23 protein-coding genes are annotated in these 26,536 nt (G+C 70.8%); 11 read left to right on the top strand and 12 right to left on the bottom strand.

All coding sequences use genetic code 11. The annotated features are described in order from the left end of the window. Positions 1–2 precede the first annotated feature (2 nt). A complete protein-coding gene (locus CRP56_RS44155) occupies positions 3–1,841 on the top strand; it encodes a sensor histidine kinase (protein WP_257042269.1) in 1,839 nt (612 codons plus the stop codon). Here CRP56_RS44155 and CRP56_RS44150 read toward each other — a convergent pair. Beyond that, a complete protein-coding gene (locus CRP56_RS44150) occupies positions 1,801–2,874 on the bottom strand; it encodes a trypsin-like serine peptidase (RefSeq protein ID WP_097275495.1) in 1,074 nt (357 codons plus the stop codon). The genes CRP56_RS44155 and CRP56_RS44150 overlap by 41 nt on opposite strands. A gap of 164 nt (positions 2,875–3,038) precedes the next feature. Between CRP56_RS44150 and CRP56_RS44145 the strand changes: the two genes are divergently transcribed. The 6 genes from CRP56_RS44145 to CRP56_RS44120 all read left to right on the top strand — a co-directional run bounded on the left by CRP56_RS44145 (position 3,039) and on the right by CRP56_RS44120 (position 8,656). Then, on the top strand, positions 3,039–3,638 hold the full coding sequence (locus CRP56_RS44145; protein WP_097275494.1) for a hypothetical protein: 600 nt from the start codon (positions 3,039–3,041) through the stop codon (positions 3,636–3,638). Continuing rightward, entirely contained in the window at positions 3,622–4,707 is a 1,086-nt protein-coding gene (locus tag CRP56_RS44140; RefSeq protein ID WP_179851381.1) for a hypothetical protein, read from the top strand. The genes CRP56_RS44145 and CRP56_RS44140 overlap by 17 nt, the downstream gene beginning before the upstream one ends. Next, on the top strand, positions 4,704–5,420 hold the full coding sequence (locus CRP56_RS44135) for an ABC transporter ATP-binding protein (protein ID WP_097275492.1): 717 nt from the start codon (positions 4,704–4,706) through the stop codon (positions 5,418–5,420). Before CRP56_RS44140 ends, CRP56_RS44135 begins: the two co-directional genes overlap by 4 nt. Continuing rightward, positions 5,417–6,637, top strand: coding sequence for an ABC transporter permease (locus CRP56_RS44130; RefSeq protein WP_097275491.1), 1,221 nt, complete (start codon positions 5,417–5,419; stop codon positions 6,635–6,637). The genes CRP56_RS44135 and CRP56_RS44130 overlap by 4 nt, the downstream gene beginning before the upstream one ends. A gap of 153 nt (positions 6,638–6,790) precedes the next feature. Further along, positions 6,791–8,248 carry a catalase gene (locus tag CRP56_RS44125; protein ID WP_097275490.1) on the top strand — a complete coding sequence of 486 codons (1,458 nt, stop codon included), beginning with the start codon at positions 6,791–6,793 and terminating at the stop codon, positions 8,246–8,248. 18 nt (positions 8,249–8,266) lie between these two features. Further along, positions 8,267–8,656 carry an ankyrin repeat domain-containing protein gene (locus CRP56_RS44120; protein WP_097275488.1) on the top strand — a complete coding sequence of 130 codons (390 nt, stop codon included), beginning with the start codon at positions 8,267–8,269 and terminating at the stop codon, positions 8,654–8,656. Between the two features lie 203 nt (positions 8,657–8,859). On the opposite strand, the gene CRP56_RS44115 is transcribed toward CRP56_RS44120, so the two are convergent. From CRP56_RS44115 to CRP56_RS44105, 3 genes are all read right to left on the bottom strand, one after another. Further along, on the bottom strand, positions 8,860–9,237 hold the full coding sequence (locus CRP56_RS44115) for a fic family toxin-antitoxin system, toxin component (RefSeq protein ID WP_097275486.1): 378 nt from the start codon (positions 9,235–9,237) through the stop codon (positions 8,860–8,862). After that, on the bottom strand, positions 9,237–9,479 hold the full coding sequence (locus tag CRP56_RS44110) for a hypothetical protein (RefSeq protein ID WP_097275484.1): 243 nt from the start codon (positions 9,477–9,479) through the stop codon (positions 9,237–9,239). Before CRP56_RS44110 ends, CRP56_RS44115 begins: the two co-directional genes overlap by 1 nt. A gap of 516 nt (positions 9,480–9,995) precedes the next feature. Next, complete coding sequence (locus tag CRP56_RS44105) at positions 9,996–11,087, bottom strand: thiamine pyrophosphate-binding protein (protein ID WP_097275482.1); 1,092 nt, start codon at positions 11,085–11,087, stop codon at positions 9,996–9,998. A gap of 297 nt (positions 11,088–11,384) precedes the next feature. Here CRP56_RS44105 and CRP56_RS44100 point away from each other — a divergent pair, with 297 nt between their 5' ends. Both CRP56_RS44100 and CRP56_RS44095 read left to right on the top strand, forming a co-directional pair. Beyond that, the gene (locus CRP56_RS44100) at positions 11,385–11,741 is read left to right on the top strand and encodes a hypothetical protein (RefSeq protein WP_097275480.1); all 357 of its coding nucleotides are present in this window, start codon (positions 11,385–11,387) and stop codon (positions 11,739–11,741) included. Positions 11,742–12,015: 274 nt separating this feature from the next. Next, complete coding sequence (locus tag CRP56_RS44095) at positions 12,016–12,756, top strand: hypothetical protein (RefSeq protein ID WP_097275478.1); 741 nt, start codon at positions 12,016–12,018, stop codon at positions 12,754–12,756. A gap of 20 nt (positions 12,757–12,776) precedes the next feature. Here CRP56_RS44095 and secY read toward each other — a convergent pair whose 3' ends face one another. Then, positions 12,777–14,090: a preprotein translocase subunit SecY gene (secY, locus tag CRP56_RS44090; RefSeq protein ID WP_097275476.1), complete on the bottom strand. Its 1,314-nt coding sequence runs from the start codon at positions 14,088–14,090 to the stop codon at positions 12,777–12,779. A 327-nt stretch (positions 14,091–14,417) separates the two neighbouring features. Between secY and CRP56_RS44085 the strand changes: the two genes are divergently transcribed. After that, positions 14,418–15,065, top strand: a complete 648-nt coding sequence (locus CRP56_RS44085) for a TetR/AcrR family transcriptional regulator (protein ID WP_097275474.1) — start codon at positions 14,418–14,420, stop codon at positions 15,063–15,065. A 174-nt stretch (positions 15,066–15,239) separates the two neighbouring features. Here CRP56_RS44085 and CRP56_RS49185 read toward each other — a convergent pair whose 3' ends face one another. The 7 genes from CRP56_RS49185 to CRP56_RS44050 all read right to left on the bottom strand — a co-directional run bounded on the left by CRP56_RS49185 (position 15,240) and on the right by CRP56_RS44050 (position 24,942). Next, positions 15,240–18,866: a S8 family serine peptidase gene (locus CRP56_RS49185; RefSeq protein WP_306459479.1), complete on the bottom strand. Its 3,627-nt coding sequence runs from the start codon at positions 18,864–18,866 to the stop codon at positions 15,240–15,242. A gap of 395 nt (positions 18,867–19,261) precedes the next feature. Further along, positions 19,262–20,041, bottom strand: coding sequence for an SDR family NAD(P)-dependent oxidoreductase (locus CRP56_RS44075; protein WP_097275471.1), 780 nt, complete (start codon positions 20,039–20,041; stop codon positions 19,262–19,264). 42 nt (positions 20,042–20,083) lie between these two features. Then, the gene (locus tag CRP56_RS44070) at positions 20,084–20,860 is read right to left on the bottom strand and encodes a GNAT family N-acetyltransferase (protein ID WP_097275469.1); all 777 of its coding nucleotides are present in this window, start codon (positions 20,858–20,860) and stop codon (positions 20,084–20,086) included. 103 nt (positions 20,861–20,963) lie between these two features. Beyond that, positions 20,964–21,596 (bottom strand): TetR/AcrR family transcriptional regulator, encoded by a 633-nt coding sequence (locus CRP56_RS44065; protein WP_097275467.1) that lies wholly within the window; start codon positions 21,594–21,596, stop codon positions 20,964–20,966. Next, positions 21,596–22,300, bottom strand: a complete 705-nt coding sequence (locus tag CRP56_RS44060; protein WP_097275465.1) for an alpha/beta fold hydrolase — start codon at positions 22,298–22,300, stop codon at positions 21,596–21,598. The genes CRP56_RS44065 and CRP56_RS44060 overlap by 1 nt, the downstream gene beginning before the upstream one ends. 41 nt (positions 22,301–22,341) lie before the next feature. After that, on the bottom strand, positions 22,342–23,277 hold the full coding sequence (locus CRP56_RS44055; protein ID WP_097275462.1) for an SDR family NAD(P)-dependent oxidoreductase: 936 nt from the start codon (positions 23,275–23,277) through the stop codon (positions 22,342–22,344). Between the two features lie 222 nt (positions 23,278–23,499). After that, the gene (locus CRP56_RS44050) at positions 23,500–24,942 is read right to left on the bottom strand and encodes an aldehyde dehydrogenase (RefSeq protein WP_097275460.1); all 1,443 of its coding nucleotides are present in this window, start codon (positions 24,940–24,942) and stop codon (positions 23,500–23,502) included. A 531-nt stretch (positions 24,943–25,473) separates the two neighbouring features. Between CRP56_RS44050 and CRP56_RS44045 the strand changes: the two genes are divergently transcribed. Beyond that, entirely contained in the window at positions 25,474–26,532 is a 1,059-nt protein-coding gene (locus CRP56_RS44045; protein ID WP_097275458.1) for an alpha/beta fold hydrolase, read from the top strand. Positions 26,533–26,536 lie beyond the last annotated feature (4 nt).

The following is a 26,536-nucleotide window of genomic DNA, read 5'->3' as shown; positions in this document are numbered from 1 at the left end:
CATTGCGCAGAAGTCTGCGCTCGCGGCTGCTGGGATTGTCCGCGCTGGTCTCGCTGTGTTCGATCGTCGCGACGACCTGGCTGGTCGTCAGCCTCACCGCGGTGGCCATCGGACGCGAGCGGGGACAGGTGCTCGCCGACGACGCACGGATCTACGACACCCTTGTCGGGTTCGCGGCCACGCATCCGGACTGGGACGGCGTCGGGCCGACGGTGCGTGCCCTGTCGGAACGGACCGGCCGACGGATCACCGTGACCGACGCGGGCCGCCATCTGCTGGCGGACTCCGGGGGCGGGGGCAGGGCGGGAACGCTGCCGTCGAGGGCGTCCGCGACGGTCGACGCGCTGGCCGTGGACACCACGCTGGCCCGCGCCCTCGACGGCACGTCTGCCGGCCTGGCCGCCGACCGTATCGACCCGCGCGCGGTCGGGCCCTTCCGATTGAGCCGCCGGGAGAGGAGCGACCTGGACGCGAGGGCGTCCCGCGTCACGGCGTGCCTGCGGGGCGACCCGTCGCAGGACGTCGAGGTGACACGGGCACCGAACGGCCGGCCCGAGGTCGAGCTCGCCGGCCGTGCCTTCGACACCGGGGACCGTTGCGGGGTCGACGAGCTGCTGCGGCCCACCCGGTCCGAAAGCCGGGCCCTCGCCCAGCTGAACGGGCTCGTCAACGACTGTCTCGGTGACCGTCACGCCCCGTCGGTGCAACTGTCCGACGATCTGACCTGGGTTCCCGTCGACGTTCGCGGCACACCCGACACCCGAGCGGTGACGGCCTGTGTCGCCACCGCGCGGCGCGAGCAGCTCGACCCCTATGTGGCACCGCCCGCTCTGCTCTTCGCCACCGCTCCCGACCGGAAGATCGCCACGTTCTTCGACCTGTCCGGCGCCAACCGCATGCGTATCGCCGGTGTGACCGTCACGGTGCTCCTGACCACGGTGACGGTCACTTTCGTCGCCGGCACCCGGATGGTCCGTCCGCTGCGGGCCCTCACCGGCGCGGCCCAGCGCATGGCGGACGGTGACCAGAGCGCGCGGGTCGAGGTGGCCGGTGACGACGAGTTCGGCAGGCTCGCCGTGGCGTTCAACCTGATGGCGAGCAGGCGCCAGGAACTGGAGGAGCTGCGGCGGGCGTTGGTGAGCGACGTCGCGCACGAGCTGCGGTCGCCGGTCAGCAACGTCCGAGGCTGGCTGGAGGCCGTCGAGGACGGTGTCGTACCCGCGGACGCGAGCCTGGTCTCCTCGCTGTTGGAGGAGGCGATGCTGCTCCAGCACATCATCGACGACCTGCGCGACCTCTCGGCGGCCGACGCCGGCGCGCTGAGACTGCACCCGGAGGACGTCGACGCGGCGGCGGTGCTCGGCCAGGTCGCCCGCGCCCACCAGGCAGGCGCCGGGTCGGCGGGGGTGGAGCTGCGGGTACGGGCCGGAAAGGGGCTCGTGCTGTCGGCCGATCCGATGCGGCTGCGGCAGGCGGTCGGAAACCTCGTGTCCAACGCGGTACGGCACACACCGGCCGGCGGCACGGTCACCCTGTCCGCGGACCAGGAGGGCGACGACGTGGTGATCCGTGTCGAGGACACCGGGGCCGGCATCAGCGCCGAGGACCTGCCGAAGGTCTTCGACCGGTTCTGGCGAGCGGACAAGTCGCGCAGCCGACAGAGCGGAGGCAGCGGGCTGGGGCTGTCCATCGTCCGCAAACTCGCCGAGGCACATGGTGGCGGCGCGCAGGTGTCGAGCGTGGTCGGGCAGGGGTCGGTGTTCTCGCTGCGGTTGCCTGCCCGACGCTGCCCGGGGCCACTCAGTCCGCGTGCGCGGCGGTCTCGTACAGCGGACGGGTGATCGGGGAGGTGAACTGGGGGCCGACCAGGTGACGGCTGCAGCCCGGGGCGTCGAGGTCGGCGCACACCTCGCCGGCGGCGGTGAGCAGGGCGCTGTGGGTGTTGGTGCCGACGACCGTGCCGAGGCCGCTCACCGGGTCGAGATCGGCGATGCGGGGCCCGCCGCTGGCACCGCCGCCCATCACACAGGCGGTGCCCCATTCGCCTTCGGGCTCCGGGAAGTCCGACGTGCCGGGATCCTCGCGGGCGGGGCCCACGCAGAAGGCCAGCCGGGCGCCGGTGTACTCGGGCAGACCCTGGCGCGCCGGGTCGGACGCGGAGCGCGGGTATCCGAACTCGCGCACCGTCCGGTCGCCCGGCCGGTCGAAGGCGATGCGCTGGGCGGCACCGACCACGTCCTGCACGGCGCGGCCCCGGGAGTCGGGGGCAAGGACGACGAACGCCTGGTCGTGGCCGTCGTACCTGCGCGAGTCGATCGCGTCGTACCGCAGCCAGGTCGTGTCGGCCACGCCCAGTCTGCCGACGAACTTCCCGTACGGCGCGCGGCCGTCACGGTAGCCGGGGACGAACATCACGTTCGTCGTCCACTGGTTGTCCTCGCCGAGCAGGTCCGGGCTGTTCACGCAGTGCCCGCCCGTCACCACGGTGCTGCGGTTGGCGCTTTTGACGACCGTGGCGGTGCAACTGGCGTCCTCACCGTGGTCGGTGAAGAACAGCCTGCCCACGGTCCGGGCGAGGGCGTCGGAACCGGTCCAGGGCGCCCCGTCCGGACCGCTCTTCGGCGCCTGGTCGGGCGAGGACGGCTCGGTGAGAGCGGCGATGCGATCCGGCGTCCAGTAGTTCAGCACGGCCCGCTGCTGCGCCGTGCTGACCGCCTGCGGGTGGACGGCGACGTCGGCGGAAGTCGCCGCGGGGGCGGGGGCGGCCAGGGCGATACCGGTGGCCAGCGCCGCCGTGACGAGGCCGAGGCCTCGGCGCGGGTGTCTGCGTATCCGGTTCCGACGGCCGACTGCGCGGCTGGAGGTCTGCGTCATGTGCGGGAGCGTAGGCAGACGAAGTCGGGATGCTGTCGGCAAACGGTCCGGATCGTATGGGCTGGTCGTGCGTGCGTGTGCGCACGGCAGCCGACGACGCAGTACGAAGGGACCGGCAACGGATCCTGACGGGTTCCCGACACACGGCGCGGACCATGGCGCCCATGACCGACCCCACCCTTGCCCGCCGCGGCCGTGTGCTCGGCGCCGCCGCTCTCCTGTCCTGCGCCGCCCTCCTGCTCACCGGCTGCGGCGATTCCACCGATGACGCTTCCCAGCGCGAGCGGCAGGACGTGGCCTCCCTCCAGAGCGGTGCCCCGGCCGGACAGGCGGGCGTGAGCGTCGCGCCCGACGCGGACGCCGGACGACCCCAGTTGCGGCTGGACAGTTCGGACGCGGAACGGGACCACTACTGGCACCTCTACGCGACCTGCCTCAAGGACCACGGGCACAAGATGCTCCCGCAACGCGGCCCGGACTCCGTCGACGACACCGACCAGAGCCCCACGGCCAAGGCCGCCACCAAGGCCTGCGCCGGCAAACTGCCTTTGCAGCCGCCCGAGTTGGAGCGGTCGACGAATCCGCACTACGACGACGACTACCGGGCCTATGTGAAGTGCCTGAACCGCGAGGGGCTCAAGGTCCACGCGCTGCCCGACAACTCGGGCTGGACGTACGACGGTGACACCACGATGAGCCAGACCCGTCAGACCGAGGTCGACAAGAGCTGCACCATGGAGGCGTTCGGTGGCACGACGCGGTAAGACGGTGGCCGCGCTGAGCGTCCTGCTGGTCGTGGGTCTCTCGGGCGCCGGGGCGGTGGTGTGGAGCGGCGCCCACACGGATCGGGGCAGCGCGGCCGCGGCCCCGCTGCGGGTGCGGACGGCGACGGTGACCAGGACCGACCTCTCCGACAGCCGCACCCTGCCGGGCACCCTCGGCTTCGGCAGGTCGCATGTGGTGAAGGGCGCCGGGCAGGGGGTGGTCACCGCGCTGCCGAAGCCGGGCGCCCGTGCCGTCAGGGGCCAGGCCTTGTACCGGGTCGACGACCGGCCGGTGCCGGTGTTCTTCGGCGCCACCCCGTTCTTCCGTCCCCTGACCAAGACGGGGGTGCGCGGCCATGACGTGAGCGTGCTCGGGGACAACCTGCGGGCCCTGGGGTACGACACCGGGCCCGTCGGGTCGTCCCGGTACAGCGGCGCGGGCGAGGACTTCACTCCCGCGCTGGCCGCGGCGCTCAAGCGGTGGCAGCACGACACCGGGCAGGATGCCACGGGCACGCTCGTGCCGGGCCGTGCCGTGGTGCTGCCCGGCCCGGTGCGGGTCGACACCGTCCAGGCGCAGCCCGGCGACCCGGCCGACGCGCCGCTGCTGACCTACACCTCGGCCGCCAAGTCCGTCACCGTGCCGGTGGAAGCCACCGACGTAGGGACCATCAAGGCCGGTGCCAAGGCGCGGATCACGCTGCCCGACGGCAGGACGGTCGCCGGTACGGTCACGGCGCTCGCCCGCACCGTGCAGGGCGGAGGCACCACGGACTCCGCGGCGCAGACCGGACCGGCCACCGTCGACGTGAGCGTCGTCCCCGACCGGGCCGCGGATGTGCGCGCCCTGGACGCGGCGGCGGTGCAGGTCAGGTTCGACACCACCACCCGCAAGGGGGTGCTCGCCGTCCCGGTGAGCGCGCTGCTCGCCCTGCGCGAGGGCGGGTACGCCCTGCAACGCCCGGACGGCACGCTGATCGCGGTGCGGACGGGCATGTTCGCGGGCGGCCTGGTCGAGGTCAGCGGCAAGGGCCTGACCGAGGGCAGCAAGGTGGTGACGGCCTCATGAGCGCCCTCGCCCCGACTGCCGCTTCCCCGGGGCCCGTTCTCGTGCTCGACGACGTCACCAAACGCCACCCCGGCGGTGTCACCGCGCTGGACCGGGTGTCGTTGCGGGTCACGGAGGGCGAACTCCTCGCCGTCGTCGGGCCGTCCGGGTCCGGCAAGTCGACGCTTCTGCACATCATGGGCACCCTGGACCGCCCTACGACCGGCACCGTGCGCGTCGGCGGGCACGACGTGCGCACGCTGCGCGACCGTCAGCTGTCCGCGCTGCGCGCGCGGTCGCTGGGGTTCGTCTTCCAGCACTTCCACCTCACCGACGGGCTGGACGCCACGGAGAACGTCGCCACCGGCCTGCTGTACGCCGGCGTCCCGCGCCGCAGACGCCGGCCACTGGCCCGGGAGGCACTGGACCGGGTCGGGCTGGCGCACCGCCACACGCACCTCCCCCAGCAGCTGTCCGGGGGCGAGCGCCAGCGGGTCGCCATCGCGCGGGCCCTGGTCAACCGTCCCGCGCTGGTGCTGGCGGACGAGCCGACGGGTGCGCTGGACGCGGCCAACGGGACGGCCGTACTGGATCTGCTCGTCGAGCTGAACGCGCAGGGCACGACCATCGCCGTCATCACCCACGACCGGGACATCGCCGCCCGGCTGCCCCGCCGGGTGGAGCTGCGGGACGGCCGTATCACGGACGACGTGTGTGAGGTGGGTGCCGTATGAGGCGTACGGTTGCCACGCATGGCCCGCGCCCGGTCCGGCTGGCGTTCTCCGACATCCTCCGGCTCGGTCTGCTGGGCATCCGGACCCGAGGACCGCGGGCCGCGCTGTCGGCGCTCGGCATCTCCATCGGCATCGCGACGCTCGTCGTCGTGACGGCTGTGCCCGCCTCCAGTCAGCGGGCCCTGATGAACCAGCTGTCCGCGCTCGGCACGGACATGCTGCGCGTGGCCCCGCAGGCGGACAGCGATCCCCCGGTGGTCCTGCCCGCCGACGCGGACGCCATGGCCGCCCGCATCGGACCGGTGACCAGTGCCAGTGCGGTGGCCAACACCCATACGACGGTGCTGCGTTCGGACCGGGCCGACTCGGCCGACGCGTCCGGCATCAGCGTCCTGGCCACGCGCACGAACCTGCTCGGGGCGGTGCACGGCACGGTCCGCTCCGGGAGGTTCCTGTCGTCGGCGACGGCCCGTTTCCCGACCGTGGTGCTGGGCTTCCGGGCCGCGTCCCGCCTCGGCTTCGACCGGGTGCGGGCCGGCCACGAACCGGGGCAGGTCTACATCGGCGGCCACTGGTTCACCGTCATCGGCATCCTCGCCCCGCTGCCACTCGCCCCCGACCTCGACAGCGCCGTCCTCGTCGGCTGGAAGGCGGCCCGGGACCGGCTCGGTTTCGACGGCCACCCGACAGTCGTCTACGTCACGGCCCGCGAGGCGCAGATCGAGGCGGTGCGTGCCGTGCTGCCGGCCACCGTCCATCCGCAACTGCCGGGACTGGTCCAGGTCAGCCGCCCCTCGGACGCCCTGGGCGCCAAGCGCGCCACCGAACAGACCCTGTCGGTGCTGCTGTTGGGGCTTGCGGGCATCGCCCTGCTCGTGGGGGGTGTGGGCGTGGCCAACACCATGGTCGTCTCGGTGCTGGAGCGGCGGCGCGAGATCGGCCTGCGCCGCGCGTTGGGGGCCAGCCGTCGGCAGATCAGGGGGCAGTTCCTGGCGGAGTCGGTGGCGTTGTCCGCGCTGGGCGGCGGCGCCGGGACCGTGCTCGGGGCGGCGGGGGCGGCCGGGTACGCCGTCTCCCAGTCCTGGCCCGTCGTGTTCCCGCCGTCGGCGCTGGTCTCGGGTGTGCTGGGGGCGGTCGTCGTGGGGATGGTGGCAGGGGTGTACCCCGCTGTCCGCGCGTCCGGGCTGCCGCCGACAAAGGCGCTGGCCGCGGTCTGAGGCCGCTGCCTCGGTGTGAGGGCAGGACCGCGCGCGTCGGCAGGAACCTGTGGCAATAGACATGTGTGTACCGGATCGCACCTTGACGGAGATATGTTCCTACATAGGATGTGTGTCGGCACGAATCATGAAACACATATCGAGGAGCCCGCCTTGCCCGAGGACAACCAGAGGCCGTTGACGACGGTTGCCGGCGCGCCGGTTCCCGACAACCAGAACTCGCTGACGTCCGGTGCGCGGGGCCCGATGCTCCTTCAGGACGTGTGGTTCCTGGAGAAGCTCGCCCACTTCGACCGTGAGGTGATCCCGGAGCGCCGGATGCACGCCAAGGGCTCCGGAGCGTTCGGGACCTTCACGGTGACCCAGGACATCACCCGGTACACGAGCGCGAAGATCTTCTCCGAGGTCGGCAAGCGGACCGACCTGTTCGTCCGGTTCTCCACCGTCGCCGGTGAGCGCGGCGCGGCCGACGCCGAGCGGGACATCCGCGGTTTCGCCCTGAAGTTCTACACGGACGAGGGCAACTGGGACCTGGTCGGGAACAACACCCCGGTGTTCTTCTTCCGCGACCCGCTGAAGTTCCCCGACCTCAACCACGCGGTGAAGCGCGACCCGCGCACCAACCTGCGCGACGCGGAGAACAACTGGGACTTCTGGACCCGGCTTCCCGAGGCCCTGCACCAGGTCACCATCGTGATGTCCGACCGCGGCATCCCCGCCTCGTACCGGCACATGCACGGCTTCGGCTCGCACACCTACAGCCTGGTCAACGCCGAGGGCGAGCGGTTCTGGGTCAAGTTCCACCACCGCACCCAGCAGGGCATCAAGAACCTCACCGACGCCGAGGCCGAGGCGCTCGTCGGCAAGGACCGGGAGTCCCACCAGCGCGACCTCTTCGACGCAATCGAGCGCGGCGACTTCCCGAAGTGGAAGCTGTTCATCCAGGTCATGCCGGAGGCCGACGCGGAGACCTACCGCTTCCACCCCTTCGACCTCACCAAGGTCTGGTCGAAGAAGGACTACCCGCTGATCGAGGTCGGCGAGTGGGAGCTCAACCGCAACCCCGACAACTACTTCGCGGACGTCGAGCAGGCCGCCTTCAGCCCCGCGAACGTGGTGCCGGGCATCGGCTTCTCCCCCGACCGCATGCTCCAGGGCCGCCTGTTCTCCTACGGCGACGCCCAGCGCTACCGCCTCGGGGTGAACCACCACCAGATCCCCGTCAACGCGCCGCGCAACCCGGTGAACTCCTACCACCGCGACGGCGCCATGCGCGTCGACGGCAACCAGGGAGCCACCCCGGGCATCGAGCCCAACTCCTACGGCCGCTGGCAGGAGCAGTCCGCCTACCGAGAGCCGAGCCAGGCCGTCGGAGCCGTCGCCGACCGCTTCGACTTCCGTGCCGACGACGACAACTACTTCGAGCAGCCCGGAAACCTGTTCCGGCTGATGAGTCCGGAGCAGCGGCAGGTCCTCTTCGAGAACACGGCGCGCGCGATCAACGGCGCCTCGCCGCAGACCGTGGAGCGGCACATCGCCCACTGCACCCAGGCCGACCCGGCTTACGGCGAGGGCGTCCGTAAGGCGATCGAGGCGTTGGCGGCCAACTGACCGGAAACGGATACGCGCATGACCAGTGGCGGCGGTCTGACCGCTGAGCAGACGGAACGTGTCGTGGCCGTCGCTCTGGACCTGGCCCGGGAGGGCCGTACCGAGGAACTGGGGGAGTTCGTGGCGCACGGGCTCCCGGTGGACGTGTGCGACGCGGCCGGCAACACCCTGCTGATGCTGGCCGCCTATCACGGCCACGCCGACACCGTACGGGCCCTGCTGCGGGCGGGTGCCGACCCGGACCTGCGCAACACCCGGGACCAGTCGCCTCTCGCGGGCGCCTTGTTCAAGGGCGCGGACGACGTGGTGAAGGTCCTGCGGCGGGCCGGTGCAGATCCCGACTCCGGTACGCCCACGGGCAGGGCCGCCGCGGTTCTGTTCGGTCGCGCGCACCTCCTCGAGGACTGACCACGCGATCCGAGGCGATCGGAATGCGGAATTCCAGTCCCTTCAGCCCCTGGCTCCGCCTCACACGTGGCTGAGTCGCATCTGGGGCCGCGGTGCAGCGGCCGGGGTGGGCGCAGCCACGTCGGCGCGGACCTGGCCGACGAGACCGGCTTCGACCAGGTCACCTTCCCCGAGTTCACCGCGCGCCGTGGTGTACCGCCCCTTCAGGTGGCCGTGGGCCAGGTGCGCAGCTGGGCGGCGATCCTCGCGGTGGTGCAGGCGGGGTCGCGGAGCAGCTCGCGCAGGGCGAGGGCGTCGTCGCGGGTGGGCTTGAGGGGGATGCCGGAGGCTTCCAGGTACATGACGCCGGTGGCGGCGGCGACGGCCATGTTGGAGCGTTCCAGCCAGCGGCAGCGGCCCAGGACGTGGACGAGGGCGGCGGCGCGTGCGTAGGGGCCGTCGTAGACCGGCTGGTCGAGGAGTTCGGCGCGGTGGGCGGCGACGGCGGCGACCGGGATGCCGTAGTCGTCGGGGGCGGGGTCGCGGGCGCCGGCGATCTCGGCGACCTGGAGGATCCAGGGGACGTCGATGTGCAGGTCCATCAGGCGGCGTGGGCTCCCGGGGCGGCGGCACGGTCGGCGTCCTCGGCCTCGTCGAAGAGGGCCTGGTGTTCGTCGAGGAAACGGCGGGCGGCGTCCAGACCGCGGGCGCGCAGCCCGTCGGTGTCCTCCCGGACGAGGGCGGCGATGTAGTCGCCGACACTCAGGCCCCGGTCCTTGGCACGGGCCTTGGCCAGCTCGGCGACCTCGTCGTCGACACGGGCACCCAACTGAGTCTTTGCCATACGAGCATGGTAACAGCCGTTACCAGGTTCCGCCATGTGCTGTGTGACGGTGCCGGTCGCTTCGGTCGCTCCGGGCGGTCTGCGGCCGGCCGGTGATGAGCATGGTCGGCTCGGCGAAGCAGACGGCCACGACGCCGGGGCGGCTTTGCAGTCGAGGAGCGCGGGCCGTGGCGGTGAAGTCGGTGGCGCCGCACGGCGCCGAGTCGGGGGGTCGGCGCCGCGGTCGCCGCACAGGCCGACCTCCAAGCCGTAGCCGCCGTCGTCGTAGATCACCACGAGGCCCGGGCGTCCGGTGCGGATCAGGGTCCCGAGTGCAGGCAGCCCCGTGAGCGCTCCGCCGTCGCCGAGGACGACCGCGCCCGCGAAACCGAGGCCGACGCTCTGGAAAGCGGCTCCAGTGAAGACGTGGGCGGCCGGGTCGGGGACCGTCCAGTTACATGGCGGGCCAGCCGATGAAGTGGCCGCCGTCGGTGACGAGGGGACGTTCCTCGGGCAGCAGGCCGGCCAGGCGGCGGGTCAGGATGCGCGGGTCGGTCCGGTCGCTCGCGGATGCCGCTGCGAAGGCTCCGGGTCCCAGTGGAGGTGGCCGATCCGGTCGGTGACCTCCTCACGCCAGGTGTGCCGAGGCAGGGGGCGCGCCCGGACCCCGTCGAGAAGAGCCGCGGCCGCCTCGGCGGCGTCGCCGGTCACATGGATGTCGACGCGGTCGGTGGTGGGGGCGGGCCAGGTGTCCACCTGGACGAGCACCGCGTTGGGGGCGAGGAGCCCGCCGTCGGCGAGCGTCCAGTGGTCCAGGCTCGCTCCGAAGGCGAGCACGACATCGGCCCGGCTGATCAGCTCGGCGGCGCGTGCCGCGGCGAATCCGCCGCACACGCCCAGCGACCAGGGGTTGCCGGCGAAGAGACCGGCGGCCATGGCGCTGGTCGTGAGGAGCGCGCCGAGCAGGTCCCCGAGTTCGGTAAGGGGTAGGGCGGCCCCGGAACGCCAGGCGCCGAGGCCGCCCAGGATCAGGGGCCGTCGGGCGGCGTCCAGCGCCTCCAGGGCCGCGGCCGTCCCGGCGGGGTCCGCCGCCATCCGGCGTGGGCGCCGCGAGAGGCGGTCGGCCGGTGTCCGCTCGGTGACCTGAACCGTGACCAGGTCCTGTGGCAGGCACAGGGCCACCGGACGCTGCTCGGTGCGGGCCAGTCGCAGGGCGCGCAGGATGTCGGTGCGGGCCGTGGCGAGGTCGGTCAGCCGGACGACGGGTACGCCGAGGGAGTCGAGGAAGCCGTCCTGGTCGACGTCGATCCGGCGGGGCCCCGTGCCGGGCACGTCACCGCACAGCAGCAGGACACCGCTGCGGTGCTTGACCGCGTCGGCCAAGCCCGTGGCGGCATTCCTCAGCCCCTGGCCCGCGCCGACGGTGCACACCGCGACCTCGTCGGTGGTCCGGTAGTAGGCGTCCGCCATGCCTACCGCCCCGCCCTCATGGCGTGCGGAGAGGTAGGAGATGCCGTGCCGGGTGAGACCGGCGACGGCGAGGACGTTGCCGTTGGCCACGACGCCGAAGGCGTGTCGTACGCCGTCGTCGGCGAGGGTCTGTCCGATCGCCTCGGCGAGAGTCGTCATCGTGCGGCCTCCGTGCCGCGTGCACGCGTCCCGCGGGTACGCGGCACGGTGGAGAGGAGCGCGGCTGGGTTTTCACATCCAACACGTGTCTTCGGGTGGGATAGGTTCACGGATCCTCTGAGGCGGACTCCGCCCGCGCGCGGGCCCCACGTGTGCGAGGATTTTCGGTTGCCATGGACATGTGTGAGGTGGCCGGTATTACTCTCTCCCGTGCATGGTTGAACGTGCAAGAGTCTGGCGGGCACGTGCGACGGAGCACGTGGTGAAGTCATCACACGACAGGAAAGGACGGATCACATGTCCCCCTCCAGGACGAGACTCCGCGGTGCAGTCGCCGCGGCCTTCGCGGCCGCTCTGATCGGCGTCGGCGCCCAGTCGGCGGCCGCCGCCGACTGGCCGGCACTGCGAGAGGGCGCGTACCTCTACTCGGGCCCCACCGGGACGGGCACGGTCACCGAGGTCGACCTCGGTGACCTGGGGACCTGTCACACGCTGACGACGGCGGCCCGGTCAGTGCAGATAGCCTCCGGCTCCGCCGCCCTGGAGCTGTACTCCGGTCCGGGCTGCACCGGGGCCTTCCCGTGGCGCAGCGGCTCGCTGACGCAGACGAACCTTCCCTGGGCGATGCTGAGCTACCGGGTGGTCCCGGCCTGACGGTCCCTGTCCGCGCCCGCCACCAGCGGCGGCACCGACCGCTCGGCACGGGGTTCTTTTCAGCCTTGGTCGGTTCCCCGGCAACCGATACGACTCCCCAGTGATCAGCGCGGCCCGGCCGCGGTCGCGGACCACGTGGGTTGACGTCCTCGCCCTTGTCGTTGAGTAGCTGCAACCCCGCATAGCCCTCGGTCCGTACGGTGGTGTGGGCCGAGAAGATCTACGGCTGTGCGATCATCGCTACTCACACGTGTGATGAGGATGAGGTGGTCCAGTGATCTCCGAGCCGGAGATGGCGGAGGGGTTCGCCTCGCGGGAGTCCCGCGAGGTCGAGGGCGACGTCGTGCAGCAGTCTCCCCCAGGCCTCCGGCGGCGCAAGTCCTGGTTGTGGGCGCTGGGGGGCGCGTCGGTGGCGTCCGTGCTCTGGGGCGCGGGCTTCCTTCTCTCCCCCAGTCATCAGGACCCTGATCTGCGCGGCTACCGGTTGGACCAGAAGTCGTGCAGATCGGCACGGCTGGCGTCGCTGCAAAAGGCGCTGGCGTTGAAGAGCGTGCCCGACTCGACCGAGGACGAGGTGCTGAAGCACCCGGCTCTCGACCAGCTCCACTGCTCCCTGTTCTTCCAGAGAAGATCCGAGGTCGCGGGCGGACACTGGGCGGTGACCACCGCCATCGGTGTCTCCGTGGCACTGCACAAGAAGACCGATCCCCGTGACGAGTTCGAAGCCGACCGGAGGGTGACCGACTCGGGTGTCGTCTCGGCGGACAAGGTGAAGAGGGTGGCGGATCTCGGCGATGAGGCCTTCCTGATCGCCAAGGATCTCGAGCACACCGAGCTCAGGGTGCTCGACGGAGCCGCGGTCGTGAAGCTGACCCTTGCCACCGGCAGCTACTACGACGGGGACCTCGCCGCCGACACCGCCGACGCGGCGCCGGAGCTGCCCGATGTGTCCACTTACTGGCCCGCCATGATCAGTGATGCGCGTGAGCTCACGAGCGTCTTCCGGCATCCATAGGAACTGCCGTGAGCCGTCGCTCAGCGGAGGAAGCCCTCGTAGTGGCGCTGCTGCAGCTGGCTCTCGATCTGCCGGACGGTCTCCAGACCCACACCTACGACGATCAGGATGCTGGTGCCGCCGAACGGGAAGTTGTTCGTCGCCCCGAAGCCGATCAGCGCGATGGTGGGGACGAGGGCGATCAACCCCAGATACAGAGAACCCGGCCAGGTGATCCGGGTGAGCACGTACGACAGGTACTGCGCGGTCGGCCGGCCCGCCCGGATACCGGGCACGAAGCCGCCGTACTGCTTCATGTTGTCCGCGACCTCGTCCGGGTTGAAAGAGATGGCGACGTAGAAGAACGCGAAGAACACGATCAGCAGGAAGTACGCCGCGATGTAGATCGGGTGGTCGCCTTTGGTCAGGTTCTGCTCGATCCAGGTCTTCCAGCCGGGGTTGCCGCTCGCGAACTGCGCCACGAGGGCCGGGATGTAGAGCAGTGATGAGGCGAAGATGACCGGGATCACGCCCGCCTGGTTCACCTTGAGCGGGATGTACGTCGACGTGCCGCCGTAGGCGCGGCGGCCGATCATCCGCTTCGCGTACTGCACGGGGATGCGGCGCTGGGCCTGCTCGACGAAGACCACCAGGCCGACCATGACCAGGCCGACCGCGATGACGGTGCCGAACTCGATCCAGCCGCCGCCGAGGGTGCCCTGCTTCTTGATGGCCCACAGCGCGGACGGGAAGGTGGCGGCGATCGAGATGAACATCAGGATCGACATGCCGTTGCCGATGCCGCGGTCGGTGATGAGCTCACCGAGCCACATCACGAGCGCCGTGCCCGCGGTCATGGTGATGACCATGACGACGGTGGTGAAGATCGAGCGGTCCGGGACGATGGACGACGCGAGCGTGCAGCCGGAGAAGAGCGCGCCGCTGCGGGCGGTGGCGACGAGGCCGGTGCCCTGCAGGATGGCGAGCGCGACGGTCAGGTAGCGGGTGTACTGCGTGATCTTCGCCGTGCCGGCCTGGCCCTCCTTCTTGAGGGCTTCCAGGCGCGGGATCACAACGGTCAGCAGCTGCAGGATGATGCTCGCCGTGATGTACGGCAGGATGCCGAGCGCGAAGATCGTGATCTGCAGCAGCGCGCCACCGCTGAAGAGGTTGACCAACCCGAACAGGCCCTGGTTGCCGGAGGCTTGTGAGACGCATTCCTGGACGGCCGTGTAGTCGACGCCCGGGATCGGGACATGCGTACCGATCCGGTACACCACGATGATGCCCAGTGTGAAGAGCAGCTTCTTGCGTAGGTCAGGTGTCTTGAACGCCTGAAGGAACGCGGTGAGCACAGAGCCTCCTGCTGTGAAGCGGCGCGACCTGGGCGGTCACCGCCCCTGACCGGTTACGGACACACCACCATGAGATCACACGTGTCTCTGATGTGCCCTTTCCGTTGAAAGTACAGCAAACGTTTCGAGCACTGTAGGTGTGCCCACTCCGGCATCCAGCGCCGAGGCCGGGCGGCGTCCCTGAAAGGCCCCCTGCTCCTTCTGTCCCTCTTGCCTCTCTTGCCTCTCTTGCCTCTCCTGCCCTCCCACTCCTCGGGCGCCTCGGGGGCGGCAGGGCATTATGGGCGGAAGTGCAGAGATGAAGCGGCCGGGCCCGGAGAGGAACACATGAGCGCGCGGACCAGCGGCCGACGGCGACCGTACCGTAACGACAAGCGGGCGGAAGCCGCCGCGGCTACCCGGGCGACCATTCTCGACACCGCCCTGCGGCTCTTCGTCAGAGACGGGTACGCGCAGGTCACCATCGGCGACATCGCCCGGGAGGCCGGGACCGCGGTGCCCACGGTGTACGCGAGAACCGGCGGCAAGTCCGCCATCCTCACCGTCCTGATGAACCGCGGAGTGGACGATCCGGTCGTCGAACGGACGCTGGAGGAGGTCCGCTCCGCGACGGACGCCAGGACCGCGATCAACGCCATGGCACACGGGGTGCGTCTGGACAACGAACGTCATCTCGACATCGTCCAGGTCATGATCACGGCCGCCGCCGTGGAGCACACCGTCGAGGAGGAACTCCACCAGGTGGCCGCCGCCTACCGCCAAGCGCTCGGTGTGCTCGCGGAACGCCTGGCGGAGCTGGACGCGCTCCGCCCCGGTCTGAGCCAGGAGCGGGCCACCGACATGCTGTGGTTCTTGTTCGGTCTGCCGTCCTGGCGCCTGTTCGTCGCGGAACACGGCTGGTCCTGGGACGAGACCGAACACTGGCTCGCGCAGCAGGCCGCCGCCGCCCTCGTCGCGGAGCCGGAAAGCAGCTGACCGTCGCGGCGGCAGCGGAGCCGGACAAGGTCCGGCAATGGGCGGCGCCGGGTCCGGCTGCCGTCGGTGCGCGCGCCGCGCCGAATGCGCACGTCCGCATGCCGTTCTCCGGGAGAGGTACGGGCCGGTGCCCCACACCGCGCGGGGCGTGGGGCACCGGCCCGTACCGTCGGGTCAGCCCAGGCCGAAGGCGCGGGTGAGGGTCTGGGTGACACCGCCGCCGTTGCGCTGCTCCGCGGTGACGCGGAGGGACACGTAACCAGCCCCGGACGGGGCGTGCAGCCGGGTCTGCCAGGCGTCCTTGTCCTGCTCGAGGTGCTGCTCGCGCCAGGTCGCCCCGTCGTCGTAGGAGACCTCCAGACGGACCGAGGAGACGGCGTTCTCGGGCGCGGTGCTTCCGACCACGACGGGCTTCACGGAGAACCGCGAGGTGCGCCGGGCGCGGCCCGCGAGGTCCACGTCCGTACCGTAGTCGAGCTGGACCAGCGGAAGGGCCTGGTCGTCGGCGGTGCCGGAGCGGAAGGTCCACTCGGTGTGCGTGGTCCTGGAGTACGGCAGAAGGTCGCTGGTCGAGCGGGTGTCGGCGACGAGCCGGTACGGCAGCGTCTGCGGTGCCAGGTCACCCACGCCGAAGTCCGGCCGGGCCCCGTTCCGTACCAGCAGGGTGTCCCCCTGGTAGAGCGCGAAGCTGCGCGTCATCAGATTGCTGTCGCCGCTGTGGGCGGACCCTCCGTCGCCGAAGCCCGCCAGCGTGCCGCCCATGGCGTTGCCGACGCGGTGCGGCACCTCGAAGCCGACCATGCGCGGCCGGACGACGGGTCCGAACCACCGCTCCTCGTGGACGCTGCCTGGCCGGTAGCCGACCACGTCGGTGAAGGTCGACCAGCCGTCGACGGCCGCGTACTGCTGCCACTTGACGCCGTTCCCGGCGGACACCCAGTCGGTGCGATGTCCCGCGGCGACCGGCTCGCGCGGGAACGGCGGCACGCGCGTCATCCCGAACCCGGCGTAAGGGTAGGCGGCCGGCCAGTACTCGTAGGGCGGGCTGTCCTCGCGGCTCTCGGTGACCTGCTTGCCGGCCGGCGGGGCGAAGGTGTTGTCGATGCGTGCCAGGCTGCCGGGATCGGTCCTGGCGGACGGGTCGTCCGGTACGCCTCCCCGGTGGTAGTCGGCCAGGTCGTACAGGTAGGCGGGCGAGGGGTGTGCCTGGATCGCCAGCTTCAGCCGGTTGCGCTCCGCGACCTTGATGCTCCGGATCAGTGCCTCGCCGTCGTCCGCGGTGAGCGAGCTGACGGGGAGCTGCCCGGTGGTTCTGCCGTCCGGGTCGCCGTACCAGTCGAGGCCGCGGCCGTCGCCGTCGTTGACGACGAGGAGCATCGCCGCGCCGGCGGTGTGTGCCGCGGCCGCCTGGTCGGTGGCGGCCACCTCGGTGCTGTGCCGGACGACGACGGCCTTGCCGCGGGCGTCCAGGCCGGCGTACTCGGCGGCCGTGCCGGTGCCTGCGTAGACGGCGTCGACGTGGGTGGTGCCGTCCGGGAAGGGGTGGCTTCCGGGTTGGACCAGCAGGGTGTCGTCGAGGCTGTGCCCGCCGCGGTAGGTGATCTGCAGGGAGGTCTGCTCGGCCCGGATACGGGTGGTGAAGACGAAGCTGCCCTTCTTCACCCGGCCCTTGGTGGGCAGCGCCCACAGGCTGTCGTAGCCGGCCGAGGGCATCAGGATCTCGTGCAACGCCTGTCCGTCGCTGGGTGACGGGGTGGTCGAGGTGAAGGAGCGGAACAGGTCGATCCTGCTGGTGGTGACGGACGTCGGCTTGGGGGTGTCCACCTTGATCCGGCGGATGCGAGAGGCGTCGAGGACGACGTCCCGGTCCCCGGTCAGGTCGAGTTCGGGGGCCGTCAGGACCGCATAGCCGAGGGAGCGGGGGCCGTGGCGTCCCGCCACGTCGAGGGTGGAGACGATCGTGTACGAGCCGGGCGCCAGGCGGGCGGTGAGCTTGCCGTCCGGCACCCACATGATGGTGGTGCGTCCGTCCGCGCCGGTGATCTCGACATCGTTGTCGACAGGCTTGCCCCGGCGGTCCTTCAGATGGATCGTCAGGTCGTACTTCTCCGATTCGACGGACATCCCCACGGCCGTGTGGACGGCGCCCGTGGCGGAGCGCGCGACGACCTGAGCGCCGTACTGCCCCGGTGCCAGCCTCTTCGGGTCTGCGACGAGACCGACGGTGGAGGTGCCGTGGGCGGGGACGGTGACGTGGGAGGCGGCCGGTGTGAACACTCCGGCGGGCGCGGTGCCGGGGTCGACGGAGAGGGCGAGCGTGAGGGCGTGGTCGGTGGTGTTGCGGTAGGTGAGGCGCCGCTCGACCGGCTTGTCCTGGTGGTCTGCCGACCAGCGGACGAGTCCGGCGTCCACCGAGCCGCTGGCGATGACCTGGTCGTGCAGGTAGGCGGCGGCCACGTCGACCCGGCCGGTGCCCGCCTGGTAGGGGCTGTAGTCGGGGGTAGGCGCGCTGGTGCTCATCAGCGCGTCCTTGATCTCCTGGCCGGTCCACCGCGGGTGCTTCTGGGCGAGCAGGACCGCCGCGCCGGTGACGTGCGGGGCCGCCATGGAGGTGCCGCTGTCGGTGCGGTAGTAGCCTTCGCCACCCTGCGAGTACTGCGACCGCGCGGCCAGGACGTCGACGCCGGGCGCGGTGATGTCGGGCTTGAGGCCGTCGTCGTTGAGGCGCGGGCCGGTGCTGGAGAACCCGGCGAGCTGGTCGGAGGCGTCGACCGCGCCGACGGTAAGGGCGGCGTCGGCGGTGCCCGGGGAGCTCACACTGTAGGGACTGTTGCCGGCGTTGCCCGCGGCGATGACGAAGAGGGCGCCGGTCTCGGCGCTGAGCTGGTTGACCGCCTGGCTCAGGGGGTCGTCCTGGGTGTGCCACACCGGCGTGCCCAGGCTCATGTTGACGACCTTGGCGTGCTCGGTGCGGGCCGCCCACTCCATGCCCGCGATGATCTGCGACATCGCTCCGGAGCCGGAGTCGTCGAGCACCTTGCCGACCAGCAGGTCGGCGCCGGGGGCGACGCCCCGCTCCTTGCCGCCGGACGCGGCGCCCGTTCCGGCGACGGTGGAGGCGGTGTGGGTGCCGTGGCCGTTGCGGTCGATGACGTCCTCGCCCGGCACGAAGCTGCGGGTGCCGACGATGCGGGGGACGAGGTCGGGGTGGGTGATATCGACGCCGGAGTCCAGGACGGCGACCCGCACCCCCGCGCCGGTGCCGCCGGCGGACCAGGCCCGGGGGGCACCGACCTGCGCGGTGGTATCGGCCAGGGCGACGTGCGCCTTGCCGTCGAGCCACACTGTGCCGACACCGGCGGTGAACGCCGGGGGCTGGTCGGCGGAGGGGGCCGTGGACCGCTCGGCGTCCTGGCCCGTGCTGCCGGTGAGGGCCGACCAGAAGGCGGCGGCCTTCGTACGCTGGGCGTGCACGGCCTGCGCGCGGATGGCGGGGAGCTGCAAGGTGGTTCTGGCACCCGGCAGTTCGGTGCCGGCACCGGCGCTCGCCCTGGCGGTGCCCTGCGCACGGGTCATGATCAGGGGGAGGGCACTGGTGTGCGCGTCGTCGTAGCCCTGGGCCACCAGCTGCGTGACGTTGAAGAGCTGACGGTCGAGTCGGCCGGTCGCGATGTAGGCCATGGCCTCGTCCGGGTACACATACGTGTCACCGCCCTCCGTGGCGACCCGCACCGAGTCGGCGGCTCCCGGCGGACGCTGCACGCCTTCGACCGACACGGCGTGGCCCGGCCCCCGGCTCACCCTGACCTTGTCGCCGGTGATCAGGGTGACCGTGAGGGGCGCACCGCGGGCGGCGCGATGTTGGGTCGGTGAGACAGCGGCAGTTGGTGGCGGATCTGCGCCATGGGCCGCTGTCGGAACGCCCAGGGCGGCAACCAGGAGCGCTGCCGCCGAGGTTGTACATATTCGGGAAAGGGGAATGGACACATGTCCTCCGTGATCGTGATCGGCCGAATCCGACCATCTTCAGGGAGTCATGTAAAGGAGTTGGACAAGTGGTGTTAACGCGAGGCGAGTTGACCCGAGGGAAAGGGGCCCGGCCGGTCCGGTGTTTGTTCGGTCAGGCGATCACGTGTGTTTCTCTCAGGCCCGGGAGGGCTCAGGCGCCTGGTGAGGGGTGACCCGCACCGCGGCGGTCAGTAGTGGATCGCACCCTTGTAGCCGCCGCTCGGGATGATCGTGTCGCCGTTGAGGGCCACGCTCAGCGGACTGGCCAGGAAGGCGACGACCGACGCGACCTCGTGCGGTTCCACGATCCTTCCGATCGCGACGGACTCGGCCCACTGCCGCTCCAGGTCCGCTCGGCTGCATCCCTTGGCCTCGGCCTGCCGGTCGAGGTTGGCCAGGAAGGTCTCGGTCCGGGTGGCGCCCGGCTGGACCGAGACGACGTTGACCCCGCTGGGGCCGAGTTCGTCGGCCAGGTTCTTGGACATGGCGACCACGGCGGCGTTGCGGACCGAGCCGGTCACCGAGCCGGTCATACGAGCCGCCAGTCCGCTGATGTTGATGATGCGGCCCCAGCCCCGCTCCGTCATGCCCGGAGCGAAGGCACGGACACACCTAAGGTATCCGCGGACCTTGACGTTGATCTCGGCTTCCAGATCGTCGTCGGAGATGTGACCGGGGTTGGTGACGGCGGCGTTGTTCACCAGGATGTCCGCGCCCCCGAACCGCTCGCGCACCACCTCGGCCATGGCCGTCACCGCGGCGTCGTCCCCGGTGTCGGCCGCTACTGCGATGACGTCTGCCCCGGTCTCCTCGCGGAGCACCGCCGCTCGCTCCTCGGCGTGCGCGGCGGACCTGGAGACCAGGGCGACGGACGCGCCTTCCGTGGCCAGGGCGCGAGCCACGGCGAAGCCGATGCCGCGGGTCCCGCCGGTGACCACCGCTCGTCGTCGGCCGAGTTGGAGATCCATGCACTCGTTCCCATCTGCCGGCGGTCGCCGGCGTTCGCATGCTCAGGCGGAGAAGACGACCCAGGATTCTTCGGTGCGGAAACCGGCCTGCTCGAAGAGCGGAAGGGCCTCGTCGCTCGAGTGCAGGTAGGCCGTGTGCGCCCCTGCGGCCCGGGCGTCCCGGAGAATGGCCTCGACGACCGCCCGGCCGACTCCGCGCCGCCGGTGTGCGGGCAGGGTGCCGATGTTGGCCAGGCCGACATGCCGTTCGGTCACGACCCCGAGCCCGGCCGCGACCGGTGTGCCGTCCGCTTCGGCGACGTAGGCCTTGACGAACGGCCGGCCCAGGACGTGAGGCGTGTAGAGACTGGTGATGATGGCCGGCGGCGCACCGAAGGCCGTACCGAGGACCTCGGCGAAGGTCTCGTGCTCCTCGTCGTCCAGCCGACGGACGGTCACCGACTCCCCCCGTTGACGAGTGTCCGGACGCTTCTCCTCCAGGGAGAGCAGCATGAACGGCTGCTTCGTCCGCGTGGTGAGACCGTGCTGTGCGGCCAGGTCGGTGATCTCCTCGCCGACCTCACCGCGCAGCCGGATGCTCCAGGGCAGCTGCCGGACATGCGGCTCTGCCTTCCCGCACAGCAGCTTGATCTCCTCCACGTCCGGTACGTCGGACGCACTCATGACGGTGTTCAGCAGCGGGATCAGGGAACCGGTGACGGCCAGCAGCGCACCGGCGGGACCGCGCTCGTGGAAGCCGTTCGGAAGGCTGTCGACAAGCTGTTCCGTGGCTGCCTGGAAGGCTTCGGCCGCGTCGATCGCTGCCTGCTTGTTGGTCATACGTGTGAGTGTAACCGTGCACGCCTCACCCCGGACTGACACCTGTTCTGCGTATCCCAGGACTCCAGGACCCACTGCATGCAGACATGTATCTGGGGAAGAGTCAGGCCGAGGGACGGCGGTAGGCACCGTGCCACCAGATCCGGGCGAGTTCGCGGGCGAGGACGGTGTCGCCGCTGCCGTCGTCGACCGCGATGTGGTGGGCGATCGCCTGGGCGCCTCCCCAGACGATGACACGGCTCGCGGCGGTGACGTCGAGGTCGGCCGGTGCCGATCCGGCGGCCTGCTCCGAGCGCAGGGTCCGCCGGACGGCCTCGTCGAAGCCTTCCAGGTCGGCGGTGTAGAAGTCGCTCACAGCGGGGTCGTAGGCCGCCGCCTCACGGACCGCGGTGATCACACCCTGGTGCGCGCGGTGGATCGTGATCACCTCCTCGAAGAACCGGGCGAACCGCTCGGCGCCGTCCTGACCGGCGCCCGGGTCCCACTGCCGGGCCAACTCGAGCAGGGAGTCGCGCAGTACGTCGGTGAGCCGCACCAGCACGTCCGACTTGCTCTCGAAGTGCGCGTAGAAGGTGGCCCGGGACACGCCGGCCTCCTCCAGAATTCGCTGGACGCTGATCTCGGAGAAGGCCTCGCCGGAGTCGAGCAGCCGCTCCAGGGTCCGCATCACCCGCGCCCGGGTCACCGCCGAGCGTGTGGCGTGGTGGTCTGCCTGGCGTCGGGTGACGGGCCGCATCAGACGCTCTGGGCGATCTGGACGAGGAGGTCGGCGAGCTTGTCCGGCATGGAGAGCAGCGGGGTGTGGCCGCTGGGCAGGTGGTATGTGGTGCCGGTCCGCCGGGCGAACGGCTCCTGGTAGGCGGGAGGCAGGCTCTGGTCGTCGTCGCAGAACACGTAGCTGGAGGGGAGGACCTGCCACGCGGCCCGGTTCACCGGCTCGGCGAAGGAGAGCGCGCTCTGCGGCAGCAGCCGGGCGAGGGCGGCGTCCCTCTTGTCGTGCGGGACGTCGTTGTAGAGCGTCGTTTCCGGGTTCTCCCGGACGGGGATGACGCCCTCCACCGTGCTGAGGTCCGGCTGTTCGCCGCCGAAGCATGTCATCAGGCTCTCCCCCTCGTCGAGGGCGAAGGCGGACACGTACACGAGGTGGGCCACGTTGGCCGCGCCGACGGCCGCCTGGGTGACGGGGGCGCCGCCGTAGGAGTGTCCGACGACCACGACAGGTGCCTCGACGGCGTCGATCGCCTCGCGGACCACGCGGGCGTCGTCCAGCAGGCCGGGTAGCCTGCCCTCCGCTCCCGCGGGGATGACGCTCGGCAGGTCGACGGTGTGGCACGTCCGGCCGCGCTCGGTGAGGAGGTCCTGGAGTTCCCGCCAGCACCACGATCCGTGCCAGGCCCCGTGCACGAGGAGGAAGTGGGGGGCGCGCGGGTCGTCATTCATGTGGTTCCTTCGTATGTCTGTGGGTTTCCTGCCGTCCGGGGTCAGCCGAGCAGGGGCAGGGCGAGGTCCCACAGGCGGTCCGCGGCGGCGGGGTCGACCGACCAGCGCGCGACACCGGCCATCACCTCGGGACCTCCGTCGACGACCCCGGACTCCTGGTTGTCCTCGAAGTAGCGCCCGCTGACGCCGTCGAGGAGTGGGGAAGCGGCCAGCAGCACCGTGGTGGCGGCGCCTTGGGCCGGGGTCTTGTAGTAGTCGGGGGTGAGGAGGTTGCCGTCCGCGTCCATGGCGCCGAATGCCTGCATGGTGGCCGGGTCGAGGTGGCGCGTGAGGTTGGTGTGGATCCAGCCTGGCGCGCAGGCGTTGGCGGCGATGCCGTCCTCGGCCCAGCGACGGCTGATCCCCACGGCGAGCAGCACGTCGGCGGTCTTGGACTGGGCGTAGGCGAGGAATGGGTCGTAGGGACGCTGCTCGAACTGCGGGTCGTCGAAGTCGAATCCGGCCCGCAGCTGGGCACCGGAGCTGACGACGGTGACGCGGGGCCGGTCGGCCGCCTGGAGAGCGGCACGCAGGCCGACGGCGAGGGCGAAGTGGCCGAGGTAGTTGGTGGCGAGCTGCATCTCCCAGCCCTGCGCGTTGGCCTGCCGGGTCGGCAGCATCATCACGCCGGCGTTGGCGACGAGGGCGTCGAGTGGCCCGCTCCAGTCGGCGCAGAAGGCGCGGACGGAGTCCAGGTCGGAGAGGTCGAGTGCGGCGGTCCGTAGGCCCGGCAGCTCTTTGGCCAGTGGTTCGGCGGCGGCGGGGTCGCGGGTGGCGACCGTCACCTGGGCGCCCGCGCCGGCGAGGGCTCGGACCGTTTCGACGCCGAGGCCGGAGGCTCCACCGGTGACGATCATGCGTCGTCCGCTCAGATCGACTCCGTCGAGGACCTCCGCCGTGGTGGCGCGCGGTCCGAACGGGGTGGTTGTCGAGGTCATACCTGTGCCGCCTTCGGAGGGGTGGATCTCTCATCTCGCCAACCATACAACGTGTTCATACATGTCGATTGCCCGGAGGCCGTCAAGAGAAGACACATGTGACATGCGCAGCCACCGATCCCCCCGGGGCCTCCCGGTGCTCTACGACGGTCGCGCCCTCGGCGGCAGCAGCTTCGCGGCGGCCTCGCCGAGTCTCGGTGGTGTCGGAAGCCCTCGCCGGGGTCAGACAGTGATCGTCTTGTACTCGGTGTAGGTGCCGAGTCCGACCGCGCCGTACTCGCGGCCGATGCCGCTGGCCTTGAAGCCGCCGAACGGGCCGTCGAAGGCGATCGAGGCGCCGTTGATGGTGATGGTGCCGGTGCGGACGCGCCGGGCGACGGCCAGGGCGCGCGCCTCGTCGGCGGACCAGACGCCGCCGGAGAGCCCGTACTCGGAGTCGTTGGCGATGCGGACGGCGTCGTCCTCGTCGTCGTAGGCGATGACCACCAGGACCGGGCCGAAGATCTCCTCCTGGGCGATGCGCATGGAGTTGTCGACATCGGCGAAGACGGTGGGCGTGACGTAGTTGCCCTTCTCCAGGCCCTCGGGGATCTGCGGGCCGCCGGTGACCAGGCGGGCGCCCTCTTCGATGCCGAGCTGGATGTAGTTGCGCACCCGCTCCTGTTGGTCGGGGCGGATCATCGGGCCGATGAAGGTGTCGGGGTCGTTCGGGTCGCCGACCTTCAACGACTCCACCAGGGTCTTGAGGCCGCTCACGACCTCCTCGTACCGGCTGCGCGGGGCGAGGATGCGGGTCTGGGCGATGCAGGACTCGCCGTTGTTGAGCAGGGAGCCGAACTTCACGCCCGCGACGGCCTTCTCGATGTCGGCGTCGGGCAGGATGATCGCGGCGGACTTGCCGCCGAGTTCCAGGCTGACCCGCTTGAGCTGCTCGCCGGCGATGGAGGCGATACGGCGGCCGGCCCGCGTCGAACCGGTGAAGGCGATCTTGTCGACGTCGCGGTGCGACACCAGGTACTCACTGGTCTCCCGGTCCGCCGGCAGGATGCTGAGCACGCCCTCGGGCAGGCCCACCTGCTCCAGCAGTTCGGCCAGGAAGCCCATGCTCAGCGAGTTCTCCGGGGAGACCTTCAGGACCACCGAGTTGCCCGCGAGCAGCGAGGGGATGATCTTCGAAGTGGCGGAGGAGAAGGGCGAGTTCCACGGGATGACGGCGGCGACGACGCCGACGGCCTCACGACGCACCACGCTGCGCACCGGGGACGCCGGGTCGGAGGGGACAAGGGTCTCCTCCCAGGCGAACTCCTCGGCCGCTTTCAGGTAGGCGTTGGCCTGACGGGTCAGACCGGGCTGTCCGGCGCGGGTGAACCAGCCGGCCGAGCCGTTCTCCAGGGAGATCAGGTGCGCGATCTTCTCCGCGTTCTCCTCCCGCAGGGCGTTGAAGCGGCGCAGGACCGCGATGCGCTCGGCGGGCGGGGTCAGCCGCCACACTCCCGCGTCGAACGACGCGCGGGCGGCGGCGACCGCGCGGTCGATGTCCGCCGGCCGGGCCTGCGCGGCACGGCCCACCACGGACTGGTCGTGCGGTGAGGGAATGTCCAGCAGCTCCGGGTTGCTCGGCTCCACCCAGGAGCCTGCGATGAAGAGCCGGTCATAGGTGATCATGTGCGTTCTCTCTTCCGGTGCGCTGTCGGTGCTTTGGGCGTCTCGGGCTTGCGCTCCAGCTCGTTCAGCCTGAGCCTTAAATGCCACTCCAATGTAGCACTTCATATCTCTAGATACACATTGGCGTGGTTCTAGAACTTTTGATTGTCCACATTGGCGGTACTTTTGAACGATGAGAGCCGGTGCAGCACGCAATCTTGCAACCGTCGTGACCACCGGGGCCCACATGCTCGCCGCCGATCCAGGTGTGAGCGTGGCGACCACCGAGGTCGAGTCCCTTTTGATCTCTGTGTTGCTGCAATACAGATCTGGAGGTTCGTGCCGGGGGGCCTGCCGACACCCTCCTGACCTGCGACTTGGTGGCGGGGCAGGGGCGCGGATGGCTTAAGACGTCGTCTGTACCCGGCCGCCTTGGGCGGATGACCGTCACATGACTGATGTGTCCGATTTCGTGGCGGACGAGAGTGTGACCCGGCACCCCCGTTCACGGGTTTGCGGGGCGGCATCGGAACATATGACGGAAGGCTTCACATGATCAACAGGCGCACCTTCAGCAAGGCCGTCGGCCTGGGCACCGGCGCGGCCGCGGTCTCGCTGTCCGGCCTGCAGAGCAGCGCATCCGCCGCGACCGCCGCGCAGCAGTCGAGCGCCGCATCCGTGCCCACCATCGCCCCCGGTACACACACCGAGTTTCCCGCGATCAAGCAGGTCAAGGCCGGTCTGCTGAACATCGGTTACGCCGAGCTCGGTCCCGCCCACGGCCCGGTCGTCATCTGCCTGCATGGCTGGCCGTACGACATCCACAGCTTCGTGGACGTCGCCCCGCTTCTCGCCGACCAGGGCTATCGCGTCCTCGTCCCCTACCTGCGCGGCCACGGCAGCACTCGTTTCCTGTCCCGGCACACGCCCCGGACGGCCGAGCAGTCCGCCATCGCGCTGGACATCATCGCCTTCATGGACGCCCTGAAGATCGAGAAGGCGGTCCTCGCCGGCTTCGACTGGGGTTCGCGCACCGCCGACATCATTGCCGCGCTGTGGCCCGAGCGGGTCAAGTCCCTCGTCTCCACCAGCGGTTACGTCATCACCGACCGCAAGGCTCAGCTGGCGCCCGCCCCGGCGGCCGTCGAGCACAACTGGTGGTACCAGTGGTATTTCGCCACGGATCGCGGCAAGCAGGCCATGGAGAACGTCGACGACCGTCTCGCGCTGTGCCGCTATGTGTGGACGCTCGTCTCCCCCAACTGGAACTTCGACGACGCCACGTACGCGCGCACGTCCCAGGCGTTCCTCAACCCCGACTACGCCGCCATCGTCCTGTACAACTACCGCTGGCGCATCGGCCTCATCAAGGGCGACCACCACTACGACCGCTGGGAGAAGCTGCTCGCGGCGCAGCCGTCGATCGGCGTGCCCACGATCACCCTGGACCCGGCCCTGGACCCGTTCACCGCACCGGGCGACGGCGCCGGCTACCGCAGCCACTTCACCGGCGCGTACGAGCACCGCACGATCGCGAACATCGGACACAACCTGCCGCAGGAAGCACCCACGGTCTTCGCGCAGGCCGTGGTCGACGCCGATCACCTCTGAGCAC

The organism is Streptomyces sp. TLI_55 (assembly GCF_900206255.1).
Classification (GTDB): domain Bacteria; phylum Actinomycetota; class Actinomycetes; order Streptomycetales; family Streptomycetaceae; genus Streptomyces; species Streptomyces aquilus.
The sequence above is the reverse complement of the archived record's forward strand: the minus strand, read 5'-3'. Positions and strand labels throughout refer to the sequence as shown.